This is a genomic window from uncultured Arthrobacter sp. (assembly GCF_947495145.1).
Taxonomy (GTDB): domain Bacteria; phylum Actinomycetota; class Actinomycetes; order Actinomycetales; family Micrococcaceae; genus Arthrobacter_D.
Map to the genome: position 1 here is coordinate 137,975 of NZ_CANLXP010000008.1, position 20,784 is coordinate 158,758.

At 65.5% G+C, this 20,784-nt stretch carries 22 protein-coding genes; 10 read left to right on the plus strand and 12 right to left on the minus strand.

The genetic code is table 11. The features are described 5' to 3' along the window. Positions 1 to 7 precede the first annotated feature (7 nt). On the minus strand, positions 8 to 316 hold the full coding sequence (locus Q0877_RS08230) for a hypothetical protein (RefSeq protein ID WP_299166915.1): 309 nt from the start codon (positions 314 to 316) through the stop codon (positions 8 to 10). Between the two features lie 148 nt (positions 317 to 464). Then, on the minus strand, positions 465 to 1,691 hold the full coding sequence (locus Q0877_RS08235) for an alpha-hydroxy acid oxidase (RefSeq protein WP_299166916.1): 1,227 nt from the start codon (positions 1,689 to 1,691) through the stop codon (positions 465 to 467). A 76-nt stretch (positions 1,692 to 1,767) separates the two neighbouring features. On the opposite strand from Q0877_RS08235, the gene Q0877_RS08240 reads away from it, so the two are divergent. Beyond that, complete coding sequence (locus tag Q0877_RS08240) at positions 1,768 to 2,448, plus strand: FadR/GntR family transcriptional regulator (RefSeq protein ID WP_299166917.1); 681 nt, start codon at positions 1,768 to 1,770, stop codon at positions 2,446 to 2,448. On the opposite strand, the gene Q0877_RS08245 is transcribed toward Q0877_RS08240, so the two are convergent. From Q0877_RS08245 to Q0877_RS08255, 3 genes are all read right to left on the minus strand, one after another. Further along, a complete protein-coding gene (locus Q0877_RS08245; protein WP_299166918.1) occupies positions 2,445 to 2,921 on the minus strand; it encodes a MarR family winged helix-turn-helix transcriptional regulator in 477 nt (158 codons plus the stop codon). The two genes, Q0877_RS08240 and Q0877_RS08245, sit on opposite strands and share 4 nt — an antisense overlap. A gap of 95 nt (positions 2,922 to 3,016) precedes the next feature. Beyond that, positions 3,017 to 4,144, minus strand: coding sequence for a glycerate kinase (locus Q0877_RS08250; RefSeq protein WP_299166919.1), 1,128 nt, complete (start codon positions 4,142 to 4,144; stop codon positions 3,017 to 3,019). Positions 4,145 to 4,153: 9 nt separating this feature from the next. Continuing rightward, positions 4,154 to 5,155, minus strand: coding sequence for a LacI family DNA-binding transcriptional regulator (locus tag Q0877_RS08255; RefSeq protein ID WP_299166920.1), 1,002 nt, complete (start codon positions 5,153 to 5,155; stop codon positions 4,154 to 4,156). 203 nt (positions 5,156 to 5,358) lie between these two features. Here Q0877_RS08255 and Q0877_RS08260 point away from each other — a divergent pair, with 203 nt between their 5' ends. The 4 genes from Q0877_RS08260 (at position 5,359) to Q0877_RS08275 (ending at position 9,238) form a co-directional block, all read left to right on the plus strand. Beyond that, on the plus strand, positions 5,359 to 6,495 hold the full coding sequence (locus Q0877_RS08260; RefSeq protein ID WP_299166950.1) for a Gfo/Idh/MocA family protein: 1,137 nt from the start codon (positions 5,359 to 5,361) through the stop codon (positions 6,493 to 6,495). Further along, on the plus strand, positions 6,492 to 7,706 hold the full coding sequence (locus Q0877_RS08265) for a dihydrodipicolinate synthase family protein (RefSeq protein WP_299166921.1): 1,215 nt from the start codon (positions 6,492 to 6,494) through the stop codon (positions 7,704 to 7,706). The genes Q0877_RS08260 and Q0877_RS08265 overlap by 4 nt, the downstream gene beginning before the upstream one ends. Then, positions 7,703 to 8,578, plus strand: coding sequence for a sugar phosphate isomerase/epimerase (locus tag Q0877_RS08270; protein WP_299166922.1), 876 nt, complete (start codon positions 7,703 to 7,705; stop codon positions 8,576 to 8,578). Before Q0877_RS08265 ends, Q0877_RS08270 begins: the two co-directional genes overlap by 4 nt. Before the next feature lie 111 nt (positions 8,579 to 8,689). After that, entirely contained in the window at positions 8,690 to 9,238 is a 549-nt protein-coding gene (locus Q0877_RS08275; RefSeq protein WP_299166924.1) for a mycothiol transferase, read from the plus strand. An 85-nt stretch (positions 9,239 to 9,323) separates the two neighbouring features. On the opposite strand, the gene Q0877_RS08280 is transcribed toward Q0877_RS08275, so the two are convergent. The 3 genes from Q0877_RS08280 to Q0877_RS08290 form a co-directional block, all read right to left on the minus strand. Next, on the minus strand, positions 9,324 to 9,968 hold the full coding sequence (locus Q0877_RS08280) for an alpha-ketoglutarate-dependent dioxygenase AlkB (protein WP_299166925.1): 645 nt from the start codon (positions 9,966 to 9,968) through the stop codon (positions 9,324 to 9,326). Between the two features lie 95 nt (positions 9,969 to 10,063). Beyond that, the gene (locus tag Q0877_RS08285; protein WP_299166926.1) at positions 10,064 to 10,858 is read right to left on the minus strand and encodes an MBL fold metallo-hydrolase; all 795 of its coding nucleotides are present in this window, start codon (positions 10,856 to 10,858) and stop codon (positions 10,064 to 10,066) included. A gap of 3 nt (positions 10,859 to 10,861) precedes the next feature. After that, positions 10,862 to 11,755, minus strand: coding sequence for a phosphoribosyltransferase (locus tag Q0877_RS08290; RefSeq protein ID WP_299166927.1), 894 nt, complete (start codon positions 11,753 to 11,755; stop codon positions 10,862 to 10,864). 116 nt (positions 11,756 to 11,871) lie between these two features. Here Q0877_RS08290 and Q0877_RS08295 point away from each other — a divergent pair, with 116 nt between their 5' ends. Genes Q0877_RS08295 through Q0877_RS08305 form a run of 3 tightly spaced genes read left to right on the plus strand, consistent with a single transcriptional unit; the run spans position 11,872 to position 15,061 of the window. Continuing rightward, positions 11,872 to 12,147 carry a hypothetical protein gene (locus Q0877_RS08295; protein ID WP_299166928.1) on the plus strand — a complete coding sequence of 92 codons (276 nt, stop codon included), beginning with the start codon at positions 11,872 to 11,874 and terminating at the stop codon, positions 12,145 to 12,147. Further along, positions 12,144 to 13,283, plus strand: a complete 1,140-nt coding sequence (locus Q0877_RS08300) for a Vms1/Ankzf1 family peptidyl-tRNA hydrolase (RefSeq protein ID WP_299166929.1) — start codon at positions 12,144 to 12,146, stop codon at positions 13,281 to 13,283. Before Q0877_RS08295 ends, Q0877_RS08300 begins: the two co-directional genes overlap by 4 nt. Beyond that, a complete protein-coding gene (locus tag Q0877_RS08305) occupies positions 13,283 to 15,061 on the plus strand; it encodes a thiamine pyrophosphate-requiring protein (RefSeq protein ID WP_299166931.1) in 1,779 nt (592 codons plus the stop codon). The genes Q0877_RS08300 and Q0877_RS08305 overlap by 1 nt, the downstream gene beginning before the upstream one ends. Here Q0877_RS08305 and Q0877_RS08310 read toward each other — a convergent pair. The 4 genes from Q0877_RS08310 to Q0877_RS08325 form a co-directional block, all read right to left on the minus strand. Then, on the minus strand, positions 15,058 to 17,100 hold the full coding sequence (locus Q0877_RS08310; protein WP_299166932.1) for a fructose-specific PTS transporter subunit EIIC: 2,043 nt from the start codon (positions 17,098 to 17,100) through the stop codon (positions 15,058 to 15,060). The two genes, Q0877_RS08305 and Q0877_RS08310, sit on opposite strands and share 4 nt — an antisense overlap. Positions 17,101 to 17,117: 17 nt before the next feature. Continuing rightward, the gene (locus tag Q0877_RS08315) at positions 17,118 to 18,095 is read right to left on the minus strand and encodes a 1-phosphofructokinase family hexose kinase (RefSeq protein ID WP_299166934.1); all 978 of its coding nucleotides are present in this window, start codon (positions 18,093 to 18,095) and stop codon (positions 17,118 to 17,120) included. Then, positions 18,092 to 18,859, minus strand: coding sequence for a DeoR/GlpR family DNA-binding transcription regulator (locus Q0877_RS08320; RefSeq protein ID WP_299166936.1), 768 nt, complete (start codon positions 18,857 to 18,859; stop codon positions 18,092 to 18,094). The genes Q0877_RS08315 and Q0877_RS08320 overlap by 4 nt, the downstream gene beginning before the upstream one ends. Before the next feature lie 202 nt (positions 18,860 to 19,061). Beyond that, positions 19,062 to 19,319, minus strand: coding sequence for a DUF6458 family protein (locus Q0877_RS08325; protein WP_299166937.1), 258 nt, complete (start codon positions 19,317 to 19,319; stop codon positions 19,062 to 19,064). Between the two features lie 316 nt (positions 19,320 to 19,635). Between Q0877_RS08325 and Q0877_RS08330 the strand changes: the two genes are divergently transcribed. Together Q0877_RS08330 and Q0877_RS08335 are read left to right on the plus strand one after the other, a co-directional pair. Continuing rightward, positions 19,636 to 19,902, plus strand: a complete 267-nt coding sequence (locus Q0877_RS08330; protein WP_299166938.1) for a GlsB/YeaQ/YmgE family stress response membrane protein — start codon at positions 19,636 to 19,638, stop codon at positions 19,900 to 19,902. A 107-nt stretch (positions 19,903 to 20,009) separates the two neighbouring features. Continuing rightward, on the plus strand, positions 20,010 to 20,783 hold the full coding sequence (locus tag Q0877_RS08335) for a hypothetical protein (protein ID WP_299166939.1): 774 nt from the start codon (positions 20,010 to 20,012) through the stop codon (positions 20,781 to 20,783). Position 20,784: the final 1 nt, after the last annotated feature.

The window sequence follows — 20,784 nt, forward strand, 5'->3', positions numbered from 1 at the left end:
AACGAAATCAGGAAGCGCTGCGTGCAGTGTGGGCAGCCTCTGCGTGGCCCGGCTGGCGCGGATCCAGCCGTACGGCGACGGCGGCCTCCGACATGGCCTTCGGGCGGTTAAGCGCCATCTGGGCTAGGGCCAGCAGGAAAACGGGAAAGGAGAGTAGTACGAAGGTGAAGAGGGCGTACATGGCGATGATGGCGTGGATGGGCGAGTTGAACAGGCTGGCTACGAAGGCTGCACTGCCGAGCCAGGTCCACAGCCAAAACAGCACGACGGCGTAAATCACTGTCCGGGCGCGCCGGTATTTCAACGGATAATGCACCCGCCGCCGTTTCATTTTATTTTGACCCCCAGGTCTCACGGATCCCGCGCCCCGCGAGTTCTCTTCCTGATAATAAGCCCCCGGGAAAGTTTTTGTCGCCTGGGCGCTGCTTTGACCGAAATCAAGGCAGCGCCCAGGCGACAGGGAACTACAGGAACCGGACGTGATCCGGGGTCAGGTCCTCGACTCGTGTGACTCCGAGCAGCTGCATCGTGCGGGTGATTTCCTTCGCCAGAATCGCGATGGTGCGGTCCACGCCGGGTCGCCCTCCAGCCATGAGTCCGTACAGGTAGGCTCGGCCGATCAGCGTGAAGTCAGCTCCCAGGGCGAGGGCTGCCACGATGTCGCCACCGCTCATGATTCCCGTGTCGAGCATGATGGACGTCTTGCCCTTCAGCTCGGCAGCAACGTCGGGAAGCAGTCGGAGGGGGATAGGGGCGCGGTCGAGCTGGCGGCCGCCGTGGTTGGACAGCACTATGCCGTCGGCACCGTGGTCCACCACCTTTTTGGCGTCGTCCAGCGTCTGGATGCCCTTGACCACCAGGTTGCCCTTCCAGACCTGGCGCAGCCAGTCCAGGTCGTCGAAGGTCAGGGTGGGATCGAACATTGAATTGATCAGGTCAGCGACGGTGCCGGAATAGCGGTTGAGCGAGGCAAACGCCAGCGGCTCGTGGGTCAGGAAGTTGAACCACCAGGCCGGCCGGTAGGACGCATCGATGACCGTCTTCAAAGTCAGTGCCGGCGGAATAGTCATACCGTTGCGGACATCGCGCAGGCGCGCGCCGGCGACAGCGGTATCCACCGTGACCATCAATGTGTCATTTCCGGCCGCTGCTGCACGTTCGATGAGTTCCATCGAACGCTCCCGGTCGGTCCACAGGTACAGCTGGAACCAGTTCCGCCCCGTCGGCGCCGCCCGGGCTACGTCCTCGATGGATGCCGTTCCCATGGTGGAGAGGGTGTAGGGAATGCCGGCGGCTTCCGCAGCCTGCGAGCCCGCGTACTCGCCCTCCGACTGCATCATCCGGGTGAAGCCGGTGGGAGCAATGCCGAACGGCAGGGCGGATTCCTTGCCGAGCACCGTGACGGAAGTATCCACCTTCTCGACGTTCCGCAGGATCCCTGGCCGGAACTCAAGGTCAAGGAAAGCTTCGCGCGCCCGCCGCAGGGTGATCTCCGCTTCCGCGGCGCCGTCCGTGTAGTCGAAGGGCGCGGTTGGAGTTTTCCGCTTGGCGATGGCGCGAAGGTCACCGATGGTATTGGCGCGGTTCAGCCGGGCACCCTGGCTGAACTCCGGCTTCTTGAACTGCATGAGCGGAGCGAGATCAGCAACTTTGGGGATCCGGCGCTTCAGCGCTTCGGGCGTGTGGGACATGGGTCTGCCTTCAGTCGAGATGTGGTCTGACCACAGTACCGACTTGTGGTCAGACCACGCAAGATAAGCTTGTCTCATGCGTACCCACCAGCTCGTGCAGTCATGGCTTGAGGACCAACTCGCAGCCGGGCAGCTCGCAGTAGGAGACCGGCTCCCCGGTGAACGCACCGTAGCGGAGCAGCTCGGTATTTCCCGGGCGTCAGCCCGTGAGGGCATCCGGGTCCTTGAGGCGATGGGCATTGTTCGCGCCGGCGTCGGCTCAGGACCGGGGGCAGGCACGGTTATCACGGCCAATCCAGGTGCCGCGCTCGGTTCGGCGCTTCGCCTGCACATGGCAACATCGCACCTGCCGATTGGGGACATTGTCCAGACGCGGCTATTGCTGGAGACCTGGGCGGCCGCTCACGCCGATGCGGCGGCGCCGGCGATGAGCGACGCCGCGGCGCTGCTTGACGCCATGGACGCCTCAGCCCACGACGAAAAGGAATTCCTGCGGCTCGATGCACTCTTTCACGTGGCGCTCGCCGAGGCGGCAGGAAACGTGCTCATCGGCGCGATGATGTCATCCCTCAGGGAGTCGATTGAGGGCTACACACTACGCCTCACCCGCACCCTGCCGGATTGGACGGCCACGTCTAAGCGCCTTCGCACGGAGCATCGCAGTATCCACGATGCGATCCTGAACGACGACGGCGCCCTCGCCGCGAAAATCGTCGCCAGCCACATTGAGGGCTTCTACGACGAGGCGGGGTTCTAGCTTTCGATCCCCTGGTCCTGGACCGCGTGGAGTCCGCTTCGGTCCCGGACCTGGCGTTGGGGATCGGCCAGTTCCTCGATTGCTGCCCGAAGATGCGAGCGCAGCTCAGGAGACAGCAACGCTTCGTCGGACACGAGGGTGCGCTCTATATCGCGACCTTTTTCGAGGGTTTCGCGACCCTTCTGAGTGATCCGCACGGTCTGGCTCCGCCGGTCGTCATCGCCCCGCGTCCGTTCGATATGCCCTCTGGATTCAAGCCGATTGAGTGTCTTTCCGATCGTTTGCGCCTGCACGTGCACAAGTTCCGCGAGCTGGGCCTGCCGTAGCGGGCCATGGGCTGCCAGCACGGCCAGCGCTGTGAACCCGGCGTGGGTGATGTCCAGCTCGGCAAGACGCTGGTTCCAGGATTGTTCGACCAGCCGCGCAGCAGTTGTAAGGAGTCTGCCTGTGGACCAGGCTGCAAGATCGGGCATTCGTTTCGCCTTCCCTGTGGAACCGTTTATCCATCAAATGATCAGCTTACTTATTATCTGTATGGATCAACCGTGCAACTCGGGGATGCTACCTGTCAACCTAAGGAAGCGGAACGAAAGGCTCTCAGGACTGCTTCCGACGCATCGGCAGCATAGCGACCGGCGTCCTTCATGGCGGCTTTAATGGAGGGAGCCACGTCGGCCAGACTGCGCGCCTGCACCACTCCGTGGGCCGCCAGATCGGCCTCCGATAACGTAATGCGCCCGGCCACCGCAAGCACCGGGAGGCCGAGGCCTTTTGCGCGATCAGCCAGGCCAAGCGGGGCCTTCCCGAATTCGGATTGCGCGTCAAGCGAACCCTCGCCGGTGAGTATCAGATCGGCGCGCTGCAGCTTGTGCTCCAACCCCGTGAGATCCGCGACCAGATTGAACCCGGGTTCCAGCGAGGCGTTCGAGCAGGCGAGGAAGGCCGAGGGAAACCCGCCGGCAGCTCCGGCGCCGGGCCGCTGGACATCCACGCCGGTGGTCGCCTTCAGGAGCGCTGCCCAACGGGCAAGTGCGGCGTCGAGCGCGTCCCGCAGGCCGGCGTCAGCCCCCTTCTGGGCGCCGAAAACCTGCGCCGCGCCGTCGGGGCCGTACAGCGGATTCTGTACGTCGACCGCAATGCGAAGCTGAACGTTCTGAAGCCGCGGGTCCAGTCCGGAAAGGTCCAGTGCTGCCGCCCGGGCCAGCGCCAGTCCGCCCAGCGGAAGCCCCGCTCCGTCGTCGTCAAGGATCTTCGCTCCGAGGGCGCGCAGGGCGCCCGAGCCGCCGTCACTCATGGCGGAGCCGCCCACTCCAAGCACAATCTCGGTGGCACCGGCGTCGAGCGCGGCCTTGACGAGTTCACCACTGCCATAGCAATGCGCCCTGCCTGCCGTGTCGGGAGTCGGTGTGATGAATTCCAGCCCGCTGGCACGCGCAGTTTCGATCACGGCGGTGGATCCGGTGAGTGCCCAGGGGGCGGTCACGGTGTCGGTGAGCGGTCCGCGCACCCTTGCCTCGTGCCGGACGCCGCCGGCCGCGAGCACAGCCTCGAGCGTTCCCTCGCCGCCGTCCGCGATCGGTTGCAGCATGATGTCGGCGTCGGGCATCACACGGCGGACGCCGGCCGCCATGGCCTCGGCAGCCTCAGCGCCGGTCAGAGTGCCCTTGAACTTGTCGGGTGCAATGAGGATCCTCATGATGCTGGGTTAACCTCCTGCCGATTCACGGACGATGACCTCACCCAGGACCGGTGCCGGCAGTTCCTGGTCAGGGTTCAGGGCGAGGTTTGCGGCCTCCTCGCCCAACTGCTCGAGCGGCAGGTGGACTGTGGTCAGGGCGGGAAAGTAGTCGCGAAGCGTCGGGATGTCGTCGAATCCGGTTACGAGCGCATCCGCCGGCACCGAGGCGCCAAGGGATCGCAGGCCCGCAATGGCGCCGATTGCCATGACGTCGTTCACCGCGAGCAGGCACACCCCGCGTTCGCCTTTGAGCTCCTGCCAGCAGCGCTGGGCGGCTTCGAAGCCACCTTCCCGGTCGAAGGCGCTATTGACGACGGCGGCAGGCGCCAGCCCGGCTGCATCCAGTGCTGCGGTGAAACCCGTGACGCGGTCGCGGGCGGTGTTCAGGACTGCGGGACCTGCCAGGATGGCGAACCGTGTGACCCCGAGTGAGACAAGTTTCGTGACCAGGGCGGCCGCGCCGTCGGAATTGCCCACCGGCACGGTCAGCCCTGCGCCGGGTTGACCGCCGATGGTCACCACCCGTCCGCCGTTCTGCTGATACCGATCGAGCTCGTGTTCGAGCTCCGGGTCGGCCTGCGCACGGCGGGAGCCGGCCAGGATGATGGCGTCGGTGCGGTGGGAAGCAAAGGCGCTGACGGCGTCGTGCTCGGCGCTTTCGGAGGGATCAGTGCTGGCCAGCAGCACCTGCCGCCGGTAGTTCCGGGCCGCGTGCTGCACGCCGCGGGCGATCGAGGAAAAGTAAGGGTCGGAGATGTCATGGACAACCAGGCCCACCAGTCCGGTGGAAGAGCGGGCGAGGGCTTGCGCCTGCGCGTTCGGAACGTACCCCAGCTCGAGCGCAGCGGCACGCACGCGCTCGGAAATCTCTTCAGCCGGTCGGCGTGAGGAGCCGTTCAGCACCCGGGATGCGGTAGCCAGGGAAACGCCGGCGTGGCGGGCAACTCCGGACAGGGTTACAGCAGCCACCGGGCTCCTTCGGTTGATCGGCTCCCGTCGAGTGCGCGAATAACGGCCCTTCGAAAGGGCCGAAGCCTCATGGTGTGCGCACTCAATCGGGGAGGGGGTTGACGTGGTCTCGATCACCACTCTATATTGGAAAGCGCTTTCCACCAACATTCTTCACCCTTCGGGAGTACAACGTGACAGAGACCAAGACCATCCGCATCGCGATGAATGGCATCACCGGCCGGATGGGTTACCGGCAGCACCTGCTGCGCTCCATCCTTCCCATCCGCGAGCAGGGTGGCGTCACCCTCGCTGACGGATCGAAGGTGCAGGTTGAGCCCATCCTCGTAGGACGCAATGAAGCGAAGATCCGGGACCTCGCCCAGCAGCATAAGGTCGAGCACTGGACCACCGACCTGGAGGGGATCATCGCTGATCCCACCGTGGACGTCGTCTTCGATGCCTCCATGACCTCGCTGCGCGCCGCGACCCTCAAGAAGGCCATGGCCGCCGGCAAGCACATCTACACCGAGAAGCCGACGGCGGAGACCCTCGCCGAGGCCGTGGAGCTGGCACGCATTGCGCAGGACGCCGGCATCACCGCCGGTGTTGTCCACGACAAGCTGTACCTGCCGGGCCTCGTGAAGCTTCGCCGCCTCGTCGATGAAGGCTTCTTCGGCCGCATCCTCTCCCTGCGCGGCGAGTTCGGCTACTGGGTCTTCGAAGGCGAACACCAGGCGGCCCAGCGCCCGTCGTGGAACTACCGCAAGGAAGACGGCGGCGGCATGACCACTGACATGTTCTGCCACTGGAACTACGTGCTCGAGGGCATCATCGGCAAGGTCAAGACCGTCAACGCCAACACCGTCACCCACATCCCCGCCCGCTGGGACGAGCAGGGCAAGGAATACAAGGCAACGGCCGACGACGCCGCTTACGGCATCTTCGAACTGGAAACTTCCGCCGGCGATCCGGTGCTTGCTCAGATCAACTCGTCCTGGGCCGTGCGCGTCTACCGCGACGAGCTCGTCGAGTTCCAGATCGACGGTACGCACGGCTCCGCCGTCGCCGGGCTGAACAAGTGCGTTGCCCAGCAGCGCGCCCACACCCCCAAGCCCGTGTGGAACCCGGACCTTCCCGTCACCGAGTCCTTCCGCGACCAGTGGCAGGAAGTTCCCGCCAACGCAGAACTCGACAACGGCTTCAAGCTGCAGTGGGAAGAGTTCCTCCGCGATGTGTCGGCCGGCCGCGAGCACCGCTTCGGTCTGCTTTCCGCAGCACGCGGCGTCCAGCTCGCTGAGCTCGGCCTGCAGTCCTCCGCGGAGCGCCGTACCCTCGACATTCCGGAGATCACGCTATGACCTCGCTTTACCTCCCCACCGCAGCCGGACCGCTCGAGCGTTACGAACTTGCCGCCGCCACTGCCTGGGCTCGGCCGACGGCACCGCTCACCGCCCGGCACGCGTACGCAGCCGCGCACGTAATTCCCGAGGTCACCGCGGACAACACCCCGGGTGCGCCCGCGGTCCTCGACTGGGACACCACGCTCGCGTACCGGCGGGAGCTGTGGTCCTACGGCCTCGGTGTTGCCGACGCGATGGACACAGCCCAGCGCGGCATGGGCCTGGACTGGCCGGCCACGCAGGAACTGATCCGCCGCTCCGGTTCGGAGGCGGCCGCCGTCGTCAGCTCAAACGCTGACGCAACGCGCGGCAAGACCGTCCGTGACCTGCTCGCATGCGGTGCCGGCACTGATCAGCTGGACCTGGCAAGCCTGCCCTCGGGCAGGGCCGGGTTGAACGCCGTGGTCGAGGCCTACCGCGAGCAGATCAAGGTGGTGTCCGACGCCGGCGCAAAGGTCATCCTGATGGCCTCCCGTGCGCTCGCAGCCGTGGCGCAGAGCCCCGCCGACTACGAGTACGTCTACGGAATCCTGCTGGCGGAGGCCGACGAGCCCGTCATCCTGCACTGGCTCGGCACCATGTTCGACCCTGCGCTGGACGGCTACTGGGGCAGCAACGACGTCGACACGGCGACCGGTGTTTTCCTCAACCTCATCCGCAGCCAGCCTGACAAGGTGGACGGCGTCAAGGTGTCCCTGCTCGATGCCTCCCACGAGACCGCCCTGCGTGCAGCCCTCCCGGCGAGCGTCCGGCTCTACACCGGCGATGACTTCAACTACCCGGAACTCATCCACGGCGACGGAACGCATTTCTCGGACGCGCTGCTGGGCATCTTCGCGGCGATCTACCCCGCCGCATCGGCAGCCTTGCAGGCGTACGACGACGGCGAGGCGGACCGTGGGCGCGCCGTCCTGGATTCCACCCGGGATCTCGGAAAGCACATCTTCAGCGCGCCGACGTTCTACTACAAGACCGGGGTTGCGTTCCTGTCCTGGGTCAACGGGCACCAGCCCGGGTTCCAGATGGTGGGTGGCCTGCACTCTGGCCGATCCGTGCTGCATCTGGCCGACACGTTCCGCCTGGCGGACAAGGCCGGACTGCTCGCTGACCCGGATGTTGCCGCCCACCGGTTCGAGTGGCTGCTTGCCAGCTACGGGGTGGGCGCATGAGCCGCCTTTCGTTAAGCACAGCGACCACGAAGAACATCACGCTCGCGGAGGCGGTCACGTTGTCCGCCGACGCCGGGCTGACGCATATCGGGCTCTGGCGGGACCGCGTTGCGGAGGCCGGCCCGGACAAGGCGGCCCGGCTCGTTTCCGAAGCCGGACTGTCCGTCTCAAGTTTATGCCGCGGCGGATTCCTCACCGCCGCCGACGAAGCGGGCCAGGCAGCCGCCCTTGCCGACAACACGCAGGCGATCGTCGAAGCGGCGACGCTGGGCACGCGTGAATTGATCATGGTGGTGGGCGGACTGCCCGCAGCTGCCGGTCTCATCGGCGGCACCGCCGTCGATCCTTCGGCGCCGGGTGCCAAGGACGTTGCGGCTGCACGCCAGCGCGTTGCCGACCGCATTGCCGAGCTGGTTCCCGTCGCCCAGGAGCACAATGTGCGCCTGGTGCTCGAGCCCCTGCACCCGATGTACGCGGCGGACCGCGCGGTGCTCTCGACGCTGGGCCAGGCGCTGGACCTCGCGGCACCGTTCCCGGCGGAGACCGTCGGCGTCGTCGTCGATACCTACCATGTGTGGTGGGACCCTGCGCTGGAGTCCTCGGTCCAGCGTGCCGGTGTCGAAGGTCGTATCGCCTCCTACCAGGTGTGCGACTGGAATCTGCCGATCGCGGCCGATGCGCTGCTGTCCCGCGGGTACATGGGTGACGGTTACATCGACTTCGAGACGATCACCCGCTGGGTTGCTGCGACCGGGTATGCAGGACCCGTCGAGGTGGAGATCTTCAATCAGGAGATCTGGAATTCGCCGGCTGCTTCGGTGCTGGCGACGGTGAAGGAGCGCTACGAGTCGCTCGTGGAGCCGTACCTGTAGGCACTGGGCCTCACTGGGGGCAAACGCGCCGGAAAGGTGCACGCTCGTGGTGTCGACCCTCCACGATCCTGTACCTTTCCGGCGCTTCTGTCTGTGACTAGGCTGGGGCGCATGAGTGGAAGCGACGTGCTGGTTGAGGCCTTCGGGCGAATTCCCGATGCGGTAACCCGGGCGGTGGACGGGCTCGACGCCGGTCAGCTCGCCTACCGGCCGAGTCTCGGCGACGGCTCAGGCGGCTCAGGAGGCTCAGGCGGTTCAGGAGCGCCGGGGAACAGCGTCGCCTGGCTGGTCTGGCACCTCACCCGTGTGCTGGACAATCACCTGGCCGACGCCGCGGAGCGCGATGAGTTGTGGCTGGCCGACGGGTGGGCTGAAAAGTTCGGTCTGGATTTGCCGCGGGAGGATACCGGGTACGGCCATTCAGCGGAGGATGTCGACAAGGTCCGCGTGGACTCCGCCGAACTGCTCGTCGAGTACCACCGCGCGGTTCACGACCGCAGCATGGGCTTTGTCGAGAACCTCAACGAGACGGACCTGAATCGCATCATCGACACCTCGTGGGATCCGCCGGTCACTCTTCGGGTGCGGTTGGTCAGCGTCGTCGAGGACTGCCTGCAGCACGCGGGCCAGGCTGCCTACGTGCGCGGGCTGTTGGTGTGATCCTCAAAGACGCCGAGTAGGGGCAGGGTCGCCGGTTCGAAGCGGCGATCCTGCCCTCAACCGGCGATTCCGGAGCCAGCCAACCTCAGAGCCCCGTCACCCGCAGCGTGATGTTGAGCCGCCCGTCCAGTCCCAATGCCGGATCGGCTGTTCCCGGAAACGTCTTCATCACCCCGTGGTACGCCAGCCGCGACTCGCCGCCGAATACAAACAGGTCACCGGACTCAAGGCGAACGTCAGTCCAGGGCTTGTTCCGGCTCTCCGTGTTCCCGAACCGGAATACGCAACTGTCCCCGATGCTCAGCGACACGACCGGCGCGAGCGACTTCTCTTCCCTGTCCTGATGCATGCCCATCTTCGCCGAGGCGTCATAGAAGTTGATCAGCGCCGCGTCCGGTTCGTAGGCCGCGTCCCGCTCACCGTAGGCGGCTTCGACGGCGTCGCGCCCCAACTCGGCCAGCCACGAAGGGAACCCGGCGACCTGTCCGCCGCCGACGTCGTCCGCTGTTCTGGTGTAGCGGTAGGGCACCCAGTGCCAGCCGAGGCAGACCGTCTGGACCGACATTCGGGATCCGTTCGGCATTCGGGTGTGCCGCATGGGCACCGGTCCGGCGGCCCAGCCGCGGCATGCGGCAATAAGTTCGCGCTGGCGATCGAGGCTGAGCCAGTCGGGAACATGCACGGCTCCGGAAGCGACGACGGCGGTATCACGAGGCAGTAGGGAAGCCATGGGTTCATTCTCGCCGATTCCATTGTGCGTGTCCGTCCGAGGAGGCGTTGTCCATCTGGCGGACCCGTCCGGTGCTCCGCAGCCGCGCGGTCGGGCTACTGCTCCTCACGCAGGTAGTGCAGCTGCGCCGCCACCGACTGCTCGGCGGCACGGCGCACAGACGGATCGACCTCCGCATACACGCGGTCAGTGACAGAGCCGACGTCGGCGCTCGCCGCTGAGAGTCCCAACGTCAGCAGTGCAGCGCGGACCTGCTCAAGCCTGCCCAGACGGTGCGCCCGGTAGTCGCGGACGGCTTCCCCGAGATTTGGGAGCGTCGGTCCGTGTGCCGGCAGAACCGTTGCCTCGCCCAGCGACTCGAGCACATCGAGGGAGCGGAGATAGTCGCCGAGCGTTCCGTCGGGGTAGCTGAGCACGGTAGTGCCCCGGCCAAGAATGGTGTCTCCGGTAAGGACAGAGCCGTTGGGTCCGTCGTCGGGCAGATGGAAGCATGCCGAATCGGCGGTGTGCCCAGGAGTAGCGAGGACGTTGATTCGCACCCCGGCTGCAGAAAGAACCTCACCGTCCCGCAGCGGGTCGCCACCATGACAATAGGCAGGGTCGAAGGCGCGAACCGGTGCCCCCGTCATCTCATGAAAACGGGTGCTTGCCTCGGTGTGGTCCCGGTGATGATGGGTGATGAGCACCAGCTCCACCGGCCCGGAAGACTGCAGCGCGGCAAGGTGTGCCTCGTCGAGCGGACCGGGGTCGACCACCACGACCCCATCCGAGCCCTTCGCAGCAAGGACATAGGAGTTCGTGCCGTCCAGGCTCATCGGCCCCGGGTTTGGCGCAAGCCGGTAGCGTGTGAGCGGCCCGCTTCGGCTCAGGCCGCCGCCTTGCTGTGGCACCGGCTAGCGGACTGTCTCGCGGACCTCGCCGTAGGGAACTTCGGGGGAGACCTCGGCCTGTGTATCGGGGCCAAGGTTGGTAGTGATCAGCACGCCGTGCTCACCCCCGGCCACCGACTGCTTGAGGACGGGCATCAGCGCCGCCGCCGTGCTGTCGTCAAGGCCGGCGAGGTAGGCGCGATAGGACTCGGGGAGGTCTGAGTAATCCGTCATGGTCCCCAAGCTACGCCCACGTGCCTTCTGCAACAACCGGCGGACTTCGTCATCGGAAACCTGCGGGAAGGCCTCATAGGCGCTTCCGACGGCGGAGAGGTTGGTGCCCGGCCAGGGACTGATCAGCTCGTCCACCAGTTCGCCGACGGAATCAGCTGCGGATGACAGGAAGACCGGGGCCGCGGCGATAACCCGGTCCGCTCCCTGCGCACGGACGGCCGTGATGGCGGCGCGCATTGTTGCTCCGGTTGCGACGCCGTCGTCGACGATCACCACGCAGCGCCCTGCAACGGACAGCGGTTCCTGGCCCTCGCGGTAGAGAGCTTCGCGGCGAGCGAGCTCCTCCTCTTCGCGGGCAGCAACGGCCGCGAATGCACCCTCAGGGTCCCGGACCTCATCCAGCACATGGGGGTTGCGCACAGTCTCGATGCGCCCGCCGATGGAGGCGATGGCGCCCATGGCCAATTCGGGATAGTCGGGGACGCCGATCTTGCGCACCATGACGACGTCGAGGGGCGCCCGATGCACGTCTGCCACCACCGCAGCTACGGGAACACCGCCGCGCGGAAGCGCGAGAATAAGCGGTTCGATCGCTGCAAGAACGGGTTCCAGTGCGGCTGCAAGGGAGCGGCCGGCGTCCTCGCGGTCTGAATAACGGGCGGGTTCTTTCAGCGTGATCTGCATCTTGTTACCTTGTCAGCTGAGGGGGTCTTTTCTTCCAGCTCAGAGGATGATAGACCGTAAGTAACCTTAGCATTTCGAGTCAGACGAAACCGGCAACGACGAGAAAGAGGTACGTCATGGCAGAGCGGGGAAACACCACCCACGGTCCCCACGTGGACGATCAGATGAAACACGAAACGCAGGGACTCGTGCAGGGCGGCCATCCGACCCGGGCCGAGGATTGGCGTGAAACCGAAACCATCGACGACGGCGTGGACCTCGAAGCCGGAAACGCCCCGAATTCTGATTCCGGCAGTGAACCAGCAACCGGGGCGGACGCGTCCGGTTCGGAGGAGCCGCTCACCGAATCGGTCGAAGACAAGGTCAGCAACTACGACGAGGAGGCGCAGTGACCAGTACCCTGCACATGTTTGCAGACCTCTATCGGAAGCCCGGTCCGTGGGTGACCGTTTATACAGATGCCAGCACCGGAACCGTGGACTCGCTCCATGCCGACGACGTCCGGCCGGATAACATCGCCACCGTCCTTGAGGGGGCGGGAGCCTCCAAGGAGGACCGCAAGGCTGTCGCTGAAGCGCTCCGCCAATCGGCGAAAGGCCTGCCCGACCCCGTGGCCCGGCTGATCATCGTGGCGAACGGGGAGGTGGAACTCGATGAGTTCCTGCCCGGGCCGCTCGCCCTGCCGGAGTTCACTTCCGTGAACGAGGTGCCGAACCTGTGCCCGCTGCTGTGGCATCGCCCGGACGATTTCGCTTACGTGGTGGCCGAAGTGGGTCGCGACGGCGGTGAAATCCACCTTCGCCACGCGAACAGCCTGAACGACGACGAGATGACTCATATCGAGGGCGACACCGAGAATCTCAAGAAGGTACCGAGCGGCGGATGGTCGCAGGGCCGCTACCAGCACCGGACCGAAAACATCTGGAAGGCGAACGCCGCTGACATCGCGGGCGAGATCGACCGTGTGGTTCGGAGTTGCCGCGCCCGGCTGCTGGTAGTCGCCGGTGACATCCGCGCACGGAACCTTGTGGCCGAACAACTGAGCGAGCAGTCCAAGGAGGTCCTCTCCGTTGTTGAAAGCCACAGCCGCACGGAAGGAGCGGACAAGGAAGCCTACGCGCAGGAAATCAGCAAACGGGTCGCAGAGTGCATTGCGCGCCGCCAGACCCAATTGCTCGAGCGTCTGAACAACCAGAAGGCGCGGGCGAATCCGGAGTCGACGGAGGGCATCGGGTCAGTGGTGCACGCGCTGCAGCAGGCGCAGGTCGACACACTGCTCCTTGAGAGCGAGGGCCTCAACGGGCACCGGCTGCTGGCCCTGGGATCGGAGCCGTGGACAGCTGAGGTCGACGGCGAGACGGCGGGCGCACCTGTGCTCGGGGAGGTGCCGGCGCCGTCGTCGTTGTTGCGGGCAGCGGTGCTGACCGACGCTGAAGTGGCGCTGTTCCCCTCGGGCGCGCTCGACGGCGGGCCGGTGGCGGCCCTGCTGCGCTGGCCGGTTGGCCCTACGGTGCCTGCAGCCCGCTGATGGGGGAGCGGCTGGTAGCCGATACCGTCGTCGAGCGTTTGAGCGCGTGGGGCGTCGACCGGGTATTCGGCTACAGCGGCGACGGAATCAACCCGGTGCTCGGCGCGCTCCGGCGCGCCGGGTCGCCGGACTTCATTCAGGCGCGCCACGAGGAGAACGCCGCCTTCATGGCGGTCGGCCACGCCAAGTACACGGGGCGCGTCGGCGTCATGCTCGCCACCCAGGGGCCCGGCGCCGTGCACCTGCTCAACGGGCTGTACGACGCGCGGATGGACAGCGTTCCGGTAGTCGCCATCGTGGGGCAACAGAGCCAGACGGTACTCGGCTCCGCCTACCAGCAGGAGATTGACCTGCAGAGCCTGTTCAAGGACGTCGCCTCGGGCTTCCGGCAGCAGGTGAACAGTCCTGACCAGGCTCCCATGGTGATCGACCGGGCGTTCAAGGCCGCCCTTGCCACCCGGTCTCCCGCCGTCGTCATCCTGCCCCACGACGTGCAGCAGGAGCCGGCGCCGGAACTGGAGCATGAACACGGGGTAATCCCCTCCGCACCGCTCTGGAGCCCGGGAACAGTGGTGCCGCAGCAGCAGGACGTGCACGACGCCGCCGCCCTCCTGAATGCCGGATCGAAGCTTGCGCTGCTGGTCGGGCAGGGCGCACGGGGCGCTCAGGCAGAGGTGGCAGAGCTGGCAGAGAAGCTGGGCGCCGCCGTCGTCACCAGCCTGCTCGGGAAACCCTATGTGGACGAGACCCTGCCCTGGGCGGCGGGCACCATGGGGCATCTGGGAACGAGCGCCAGCGGCTGGGCGATGGCGAACTGCGACACGCTGCTGATCGTCGGATCGAATGACCCCTGGACGGAGTTTTACCCGCCGCCGGGGTCGGCGCGCGCGGTACAGATCGACAGTGACGCCAAGGCGATCGGAAACCGGTACCCGGTGGAAGTGGCTGTCACGGGCGACTCCGCTGAGTCGCTCCGGGCGCTCCTGCCTCTGGTTGAGCGGCGCATCGGCTGGCGTGCCGACGTCGAGCGCCATGTCGACGCCTGGCGGAGTTTAAGCGAGGCCCGCGCCATGACCGCCGCCAAACCGCTGAATCCGGAGCGCGCTGTCCGGGAGCTCAACGAACGCCTTCCGGAAAACGCCCAACTGGCTATCGACGTCGGCAGTTGCGTGTACTGGTACGCACGGCAACTGCACCTGCCGCCGGGTGTGCCGGCGCATCTGTCGAGCACGCTCGCAAGCATGGGCTGCGGGCTTCCGTACGGTCTGGCGGCGAAGCTTTCCGCGCCGGACCGACCGCTGGTGGTCCTCACGGGCGATGGCGGCATGCAGATGACAGGAATCGCTGAGCTGATCACCGTCAGCCGGCTCTGGAAGGCCTGGGAGAACCCGGTCTTCGCCATCTGCATCCTCAACAACCTCGACCTGGCCGAAGTCAGCTGGGAGCAGCGGGAAACCGAATCGGAGCCGCGTTTCGAGGACAGTCAGACATTGCCTGACGTTGATTACTCCGGGTACGCCAAACTGCTCGGCCTGGACGGGATGCGGGTGGAGAACGCGGACGACGTCGGCACCGCCTGGGATCGAGCGCTCGCCGCCGACCGCCCGTTTGTGCTCGACATCCGTACGGACGCGGACGTGCCGCTGCTTCCATTTCTCCCCGACGGACGGCTCGGATACCGGTCGCGGCATCTGCCGCACCGGCCCGACGATCCTGCCGGGGCTCACTCCTACGCCTGCGAAAGTGCTCAATGGTCCAACTCCTCAGTTCGGGACTAGGCGGTGACCGACTCAGAGGCGGCCGCCGGTGCCGGCTTGCGTACGGCGAACCGCTTCAGTGCCACTACTGCAAGTGCCGAGACAACCATGCCTACGAGGATCGATACAACAAACATAGCGACATTGCCGATCGCGAAGAATACAAAGATTCCGCCGTGCGGTGCCTGGGAGGTGACTCCCGTGCCCATGATGAGGGCGCCGGTGGCAGCGGCTCCCAGCATGCTTGCGGGGATGACGCGCAGTGGGTCGGCTGCAGCGAAGGGGATGGCGCCCTCAGAGATGAACGCGGACCCGAGGAGCCACGCCGCCTTGCCGTTTTCACGCTCGGCGAGGGAGAAACGACGCCGGTCGATAACTGTTGCCAGGGCCATGGCCAGCGGCGGGACCATTCCGGCTGCCATGACGGCCGCCATGATCTGCCACGGAGCCTGATTGTCCACCGAGCCTGCACCGAGGCCTGCCACCGCGAAGGCATAGGCCACCTTGTTGATGGGACCGCCCAGGTCGATCGCCATCATGAGACCGAGGATGATACCGAGAAGCACAGCTCCGGTGCCGGTGAGACCGGACAGCCAGTCGTTGAGAGCGACAGTGAGGGCGGCGATCGGACCGCCCAGGACCAGGATCATGAGACCGGAGGCGACGATGGACGCCACCAGCGGGATGATGACCACCGGCATCAGGCCGCGCAGCCAGCGCGGGACGGACAGCTTGCCGATCTTCATCGCGACGTAGCCGGCCAGGAGGCCGCCGACAATCGCGCCGAGGAAGCCGGCGCCCATGAAGCCGGCGACGGCACCCGCTACGAAGCCCGGCGCTATACCCGGGCGGTCAGCAAGGGCGTAGGCGATGTACCCGGCAAGGGCGGGCACCAGGAAGCCCATCGAGAGGGAGCCGATCTTGAAGAACACGGCACCGAGGTATGCACCGAGCGCACCCTGCGCCGTCTCGGGGAATTCCGCGGGAAGATTCCAGAGGCTGTTGTTGACCACCATGTCGTCGGCGAACCCGGTGATGTCGTATCCGCCGAGAAGGAAGCCCAGGGCGATGAGGAGTCCGCCGCCTGCGACGAAGGGAATCATGTAGCTGACGCCGGTGAGCAGCGCGCGCTTGAGTTGTCCTCCGACACCCTCGCTTGGGCCGTCGTCATCAGACCCCGGCGTAGAGGAATCAGCCACGCGGCGGGCATTGGGGTTGTCCGCAGCAGCGAGCGCTTCCTCGACCATGACGCCGGGTTCGTCGATGCCGCGCTTGACCGGCGCATTGATGACCGGCTTACCGGCGAAGCGGTGCTTGTCACGGACATCCACGTCGACGGCGAAGATCACGGCATCAGCCGCTGCAATCACTGACGGGTCAAGGGGGGTGGAAGCCGAAGATCCCTGGGTTTCGACCTGGAGATCGATGCCCTTCTCCTTGGCGGCCGCCACCAGCGAGTCTGCCGCCATGTAGGTGTGGGCGATGCCGGTGGGGCACGCCGTCACGGCGACCAGCCGTTTGGTTCGGGCTGCGTCCGGAGAGGTGTTGGTTCCAGCGTCGGCGGCCGGCGGCGTGACCGATGTGGCGCCACCCTCGTGCTTGGCCGGTGCCGGTTCAAGCGCTTCCTCCACCAGTGCAACGATTTCCTGCTCGGAAGCAGCTGAGCGCAGCGAGGCGGTGAAGTCCTTCTTGATCAGGGAGCGGGCGAGCTTCGACAGGAGCTTGAGGTGCTGTTGGTCGGCGCCTTCCGGAGCAGCGATGAAGAACACCAGGTCTGCCGGTCCGTCCTTGGCGCCGAAGTCGACCTTCGGTTCCAGCCTGGCCATTGCCAGCGTGGGTTCGAGTACGGCAGTTGAGCGGCAGTGCGGGATGGCGATGCCGCCGGGGATCCCCGTGGCCGTCTTCTCCTCGCGGGCCAGCGCGTCAGCGAAAAGCCCTTCCACCTGGCTGGCGCGTCCCTGCGCCACGACGAGTTCGGCGAGTCGGCGGATAACTCCGGCGCGGTCGCTGCCCAGGGACTTGTCGAGGACGACAAGTTCGGGCGTAATCATTGCGGACATGGGGATTCCTTCGGAGGTTATGGGTGGAGGGGGGTGTTCGCTGGGGAAAGTGCCCGGACGGTGACGACGTCCGGTGTGGTTTGTTGCAGGGTGGGGACTGTGGAACCGGGCAGGGAGGCGGCAGCCGAGCCGTGGGCAACCGCCTGGCGAAGGCAGTCGGGAGCGCGGGCGCCGCTGGTCTGGGCCAGGAGGTACCCCGCGAGGGCGGAATCGCCGGCGCCTACGGTTGAGATTGCGGTGATCGGTGGGTGCTGGGCGTGCCACGCGCCGTCGGCGGAAACCAGTAGGGCGCCCTTGGCGCCAAGGGTCGCAAGCACCGTACCGACGCCGCGGGCGAGCAGCCGGGTGGCTGCTTCGACGGCGAGATCCTGCTGGTCTTCGAGCTCGTCCTTCTGGCCGAGGCCGGTGAGCTGGGAGAGCTCCTCGGCGTTCGGCTTGAGCAGGTCCGGAGCCGCATTGCCGTCGATCGCGGCAATGAGCGCGGATTCGGATGCATCAAGCGCGATCCGGGGAGCGCGGTCGCCGTGGCGTGCCCGAACAGCTCGAACCACTGCTGCGTAGTAGTCCGGCGCCAGCCCCGGCGGCAGGGATCCTGCCAGAACCAGCCAGCTTGCGCTCATCGACAGGTTCACCACCAGGTCAATGAGCGAGTCGGCTTCCCGCTGGTCCAGTGCCGGGCCGGGTTCATTGATCTTGGTGGTGGTGCCGTCCGGCTCAGTAATGGTGACGTTGCTTCGCAGCGCTGCTGTGATCGGCAGGTTACGGTAGGGGACGCCGGCGGCATGGAGACCGGTGAGGACAGGGTCATCAGCATGGCCCGGGAGGATCGCGAGAGCCTCGGCTCCTCCTGCAGAAAGCGCACGGCAGACGTTGACGCCCTTGCCGCCGGATTCCTGGTGATTGGCGGTTGCGCGCTGCACCACGCCGCGGGCGAGCGGGGTGGCCAACTCGATCGTGCGGTCAAGGCTGGGGTTGGCCGTGAGCGTGATGATCATGCGACCACCAGCTCGACGTCCGCCTCGGCGAGTGCGCGAGTGAGCGCGGCGTCCGGCTGGACGTCAGTGATGAGAGCATCAATCTCGGTGAGATCCGCGAAACCGACGAGTGTTTCCGCATTGAGTTTGGATGCGTCGGCCAGCACGACGACGCGGCGCGCTGACCGAACGATTGCTGACTTCACGGAAGCCTCCTCCGGGTCCGGCGTGCTGAGTCCGAATTCGGGGTGCACTCCGTTGGTGCCGATGAAGACGACGTCGGGGCGGAGGCCGCCATACCTGCTTACGGTGCCGCTGCCAACACACGCGCTGGTCAGGCTGCGCACGCGCCCGCCGATGAACTCGAGCTGCAGGGAGGAGCCGATGAGAGTGGAAGCCACCGGTACTGAGTGCGTGATGATGAGGAGCTGGTCTAAAGACTCCTGAGCTAGGAGCGCGGCAAGGCTGCCGGTGGTGGTTCCGCCGTCGAGGACGATGGAGCCCTCAGCTGGAACCATCCCCAGGGCCGCCTTGGCAATTCGGATCTTCTCCGCCTGGTTGCGGCCTTCACGACTGGTCAGGCTGAGTTCGCTGGTGCTTGCGGTGTTGGCCGGGACCGCTCCGCCGTGGACACGGCGCAGTATTCCGTCGTTCTCCAGCAGAGCGAGGTCCCGCCGCACGGTTTCCTTCGTGATGTTGAACCGATCGGCCAGTTGAGCGACCGATACCCGACCCTCTGACGCAACCAGCGCCGCGATCCTGTTGTAGCGTTCCTCGGCAAACATCGCGCCCCTTCGCTCGTGACTGGCATCACACCAATTTCTGTTTAGGTGACTCTATCTTTGCTTGTATTTGCTTGTCAATGGGAAACGGAAGGAAAAGAAGATGTCCGTGAGTGGGGGTTAAACGGCAAAGCCACCTGACCGGAAGGGTCAGGTGGCTTTGGGGCGTGCCGGGCTGCGCGTCAGCCCGGGTGTGTAGCCAGGATTAGATGCCGCCGTCGCGGGTTTCGTTCCGTGTGATCCGCTCCCCGGTGCTGGGATCCTGGACCGTGCGTGATTCACTGACGCGCTTCTGGTTCCGCGGTGCATTCATGACGAGCGAGATGATAAGCCCGAGGACGCCGACGCCCATCAGGATGTAGCCCACCAGGGTGAGGTCTACAAAGCTGACCAGATTGTCTGCGACGGCGAAAGCCAAAATTGCACCAAGTGCAATGAGGACGATGGAGGAACCGATTCTCATACCAACTACTCCTTGATTTGACCCGCTTCAGGAAATTAGCGCGCTATGTAATGAGCATACTGGCATTGGCTTCCGGTGGTGGGAGCCGTACCGGCCGAAATGTGCCCCTTGCTTTCGTGCCCAAGCTGCTGCTGGTGAAGTTTTGATTACGGGGGGTTGCAAAGTCCCCATGCGGGAGTTTAATGGATGCACCAGCAGGACTATTGGCTATTACTAAGCGAACTTATGAAGTAGGGTGGTGTGCAGTTGCACTCCGGTGCATCGTCGGAATCGACAAACTCGTTGCGCAGTTGGAAGTTCGATAAAGGAGCACTTCATGAATTTTCTGGCATTTCTTCTTCTCGGTCTTATTGCGGGCGCCATCGCCAAACTGATCCTGCCTGGCCGGCAGGGCGGCGGTTGGATCATGACGCTTATCCTCGGCGTGATCGGCGCCCTTTTGGGAGGCTTCCTGGGTAACCTCCTCTTCAACGTCAGTGTGGATGAGTTCTTCTCTATCTCCTCGTGGCTGCTGGCCATTGGCGGCGCGATCATCGTTCTCCTCATCTACGGAGCAATCACCAAGAATCGTTCGCACGCTTAATTCGGGCGACTCGACTAAAACGCCCCGTCGGCCCTATCCGGCGGGGCGTTTTACGTGGCTGTCAGGCCCCTCACCCAGACTTGAACAACGTGACGGAAGGATCAGCAATGGGACCCTTTAATCCCGCGGGAAAATTTGCGAGCGGAGCAGTATTCGATCGCGACGGTCGGCCGAAACCGGGTATTCAACGCGCGGTGGAACGTGCCATCGACATTCAGCGGCCGTTGGTTCTCGCTAACCTGCGCAGGCTGCGCAAGAAAGACCCGTCCGCCACCGCCGCCGAGTTGAACGCGAAGCTGGAGCGGGACTATCTCGTTGCAATTACAACGGCCGGCGCTGCGGTGGGTGGCACCGCCGTCGTACCTGCAATCGGCACAGTTGTTTCGCTGGGCCTCTCGGCCGCTGCCACGATCGGTTTCCTGGAAGCCACGGCGCTCTATGCGCAGTCAGTAGCGGAGCTTCACGGCATTTCCACCGAAGACCCCGAACGGACACGCACCCTGGTCATGGCCATCCTCATGGGAGATGAAGGCTCGGCGCTGATCCAGGCAACCATCGGCTCCTCGGCGGGGGGCGTGACCCGTCACTGGGGCAACGTGGTTGGAGGATCGATGTCCTCGTCAGCAGTGCGCGGCATCGGTGCCAGCATCCGGAAGCGTTTCCTGAAGCGCATGCTCGCCCGGCAGGGCGGCGCGCTGCTCGGACGGGCGCTGCCGTTTGGAGTGGGTGCAGCCGTCGGCGGTGTAGCCAACCACAAGATGGGGCGCACGGTCATCGACGCCACCCGGGAAGCTTTCGGTCCGCCACCCACGGTCATCCCCGGCGAACTCCTCACCGAACTTGAGAAGCTCCCGGCACCGGAGAGCGACGGAAAGATCTGAG

Excerpts from the sequence above, each read along its gene's own strand:
- Q0877_RS08235 (WP_299166916.1), bottom strand. The coding sequence starts at position 1,691 with ATGTCCCACACGCCCGAAGCGCTGAAGCGCCGGATCCCCAAAGTTGCT.
- Q0877_RS08240 (WP_299166917.1), top strand. The coding sequence starts at position 1,768 with ATGCGTACCCACCAGCTCGTGCAGTCATGGCTTGAGGACCAACTCGCA.
- Q0877_RS08245 (WP_299166918.1), bottom strand. The coding sequence starts at position 2,921 with ATGCCCGATCTTGCAGCCTGGTCCACAGGCAGACTCCTTACAACTGCT.
- Q0877_RS08250 (WP_299166919.1), bottom strand. The coding sequence starts at position 4,144 with ATGAGGATCCTCATTGCACCCGACAAGTTCAAGGGCACTCTGACCGGC.
- Q0877_RS08260 (WP_299166950.1), top strand. The coding sequence starts at position 5,359 with ATGAATGGCATCACCGGCCGGATGGGTTACCGGCAGCACCTGCTGCGC.
- Q0877_RS08265 (WP_299166921.1), top strand. The coding sequence starts at position 6,492 with ATGACCTCGCTTTACCTCCCCACCGCAGCCGGACCGCTCGAGCGTTAC.
- Q0877_RS08270 (WP_299166922.1), top strand. The coding sequence starts at position 7,703 with ATGAGCCGCCTTTCGTTAAGCACAGCGACCACGAAGAACATCACGCTC.
- Q0877_RS08275 (WP_299166924.1), top strand. The coding sequence starts at position 8,690 with ATGAGTGGAAGCGACGTGCTGGTTGAGGCCTTCGGGCGAATTCCCGAT.
- Q0877_RS08280 (WP_299166925.1), bottom strand. The coding sequence starts at position 9,968 with ATGGCTTCCCTACTGCCTCGTGATACCGCCGTCGTCGCTTCCGGAGCC.
- Q0877_RS08290 (WP_299166927.1), bottom strand. The coding sequence starts at position 11,755 with ATGCAGATCACGCTGAAAGAACCCGCCCGTTATTCAGACCGCGAGGAC.
- Q0877_RS08295 (WP_299166928.1), top strand. The coding sequence starts at position 11,872 with ATGGCAGAGCGGGGAAACACCACCCACGGTCCCCACGTGGACGATCAG.
- Q0877_RS08305 (WP_299166931.1), top strand. The coding sequence starts at position 13,283 with ATGGGGGAGCGGCTGGTAGCCGATACCGTCGTCGAGCGTTTGAGCGCG.
- Q0877_RS08310 (WP_299166932.1), bottom strand. The coding sequence starts at position 17,100 with ATGTCCGCAATGATTACGCCCGAACTTGTCGTCCTCGACAAGTCCCTG.
- Q0877_RS08315 (WP_299166934.1), bottom strand. The coding sequence starts at position 18,095 with ATGATCATCACGCTCACGGCCAACCCCAGCCTTGACCGCACGATCGAG.
- Q0877_RS08320 (WP_299166936.1), bottom strand. The coding sequence starts at position 18,859 with ATGTTTGCCGAGGAACGCTACAACAGGATCGCGGCGCTGGTTGCGTCA.
- Q0877_RS08325 (WP_299166937.1), bottom strand. The coding sequence starts at position 19,319 with ATGAGAATCGGTTCCTCCATCGTCCTCATTGCACTTGGTGCAATTTTG.
- Q0877_RS08330 (WP_299166938.1), top strand. The coding sequence starts at position 19,636 with ATGAATTTTCTGGCATTTCTTCTTCTCGGTCTTATTGCGGGCGCCATC.
- Q0877_RS08335 (WP_299166939.1), top strand. The coding sequence starts at position 20,010 with ATGGGACCCTTTAATCCCGCGGGAAAATTTGCGAGCGGAGCAGTATTC.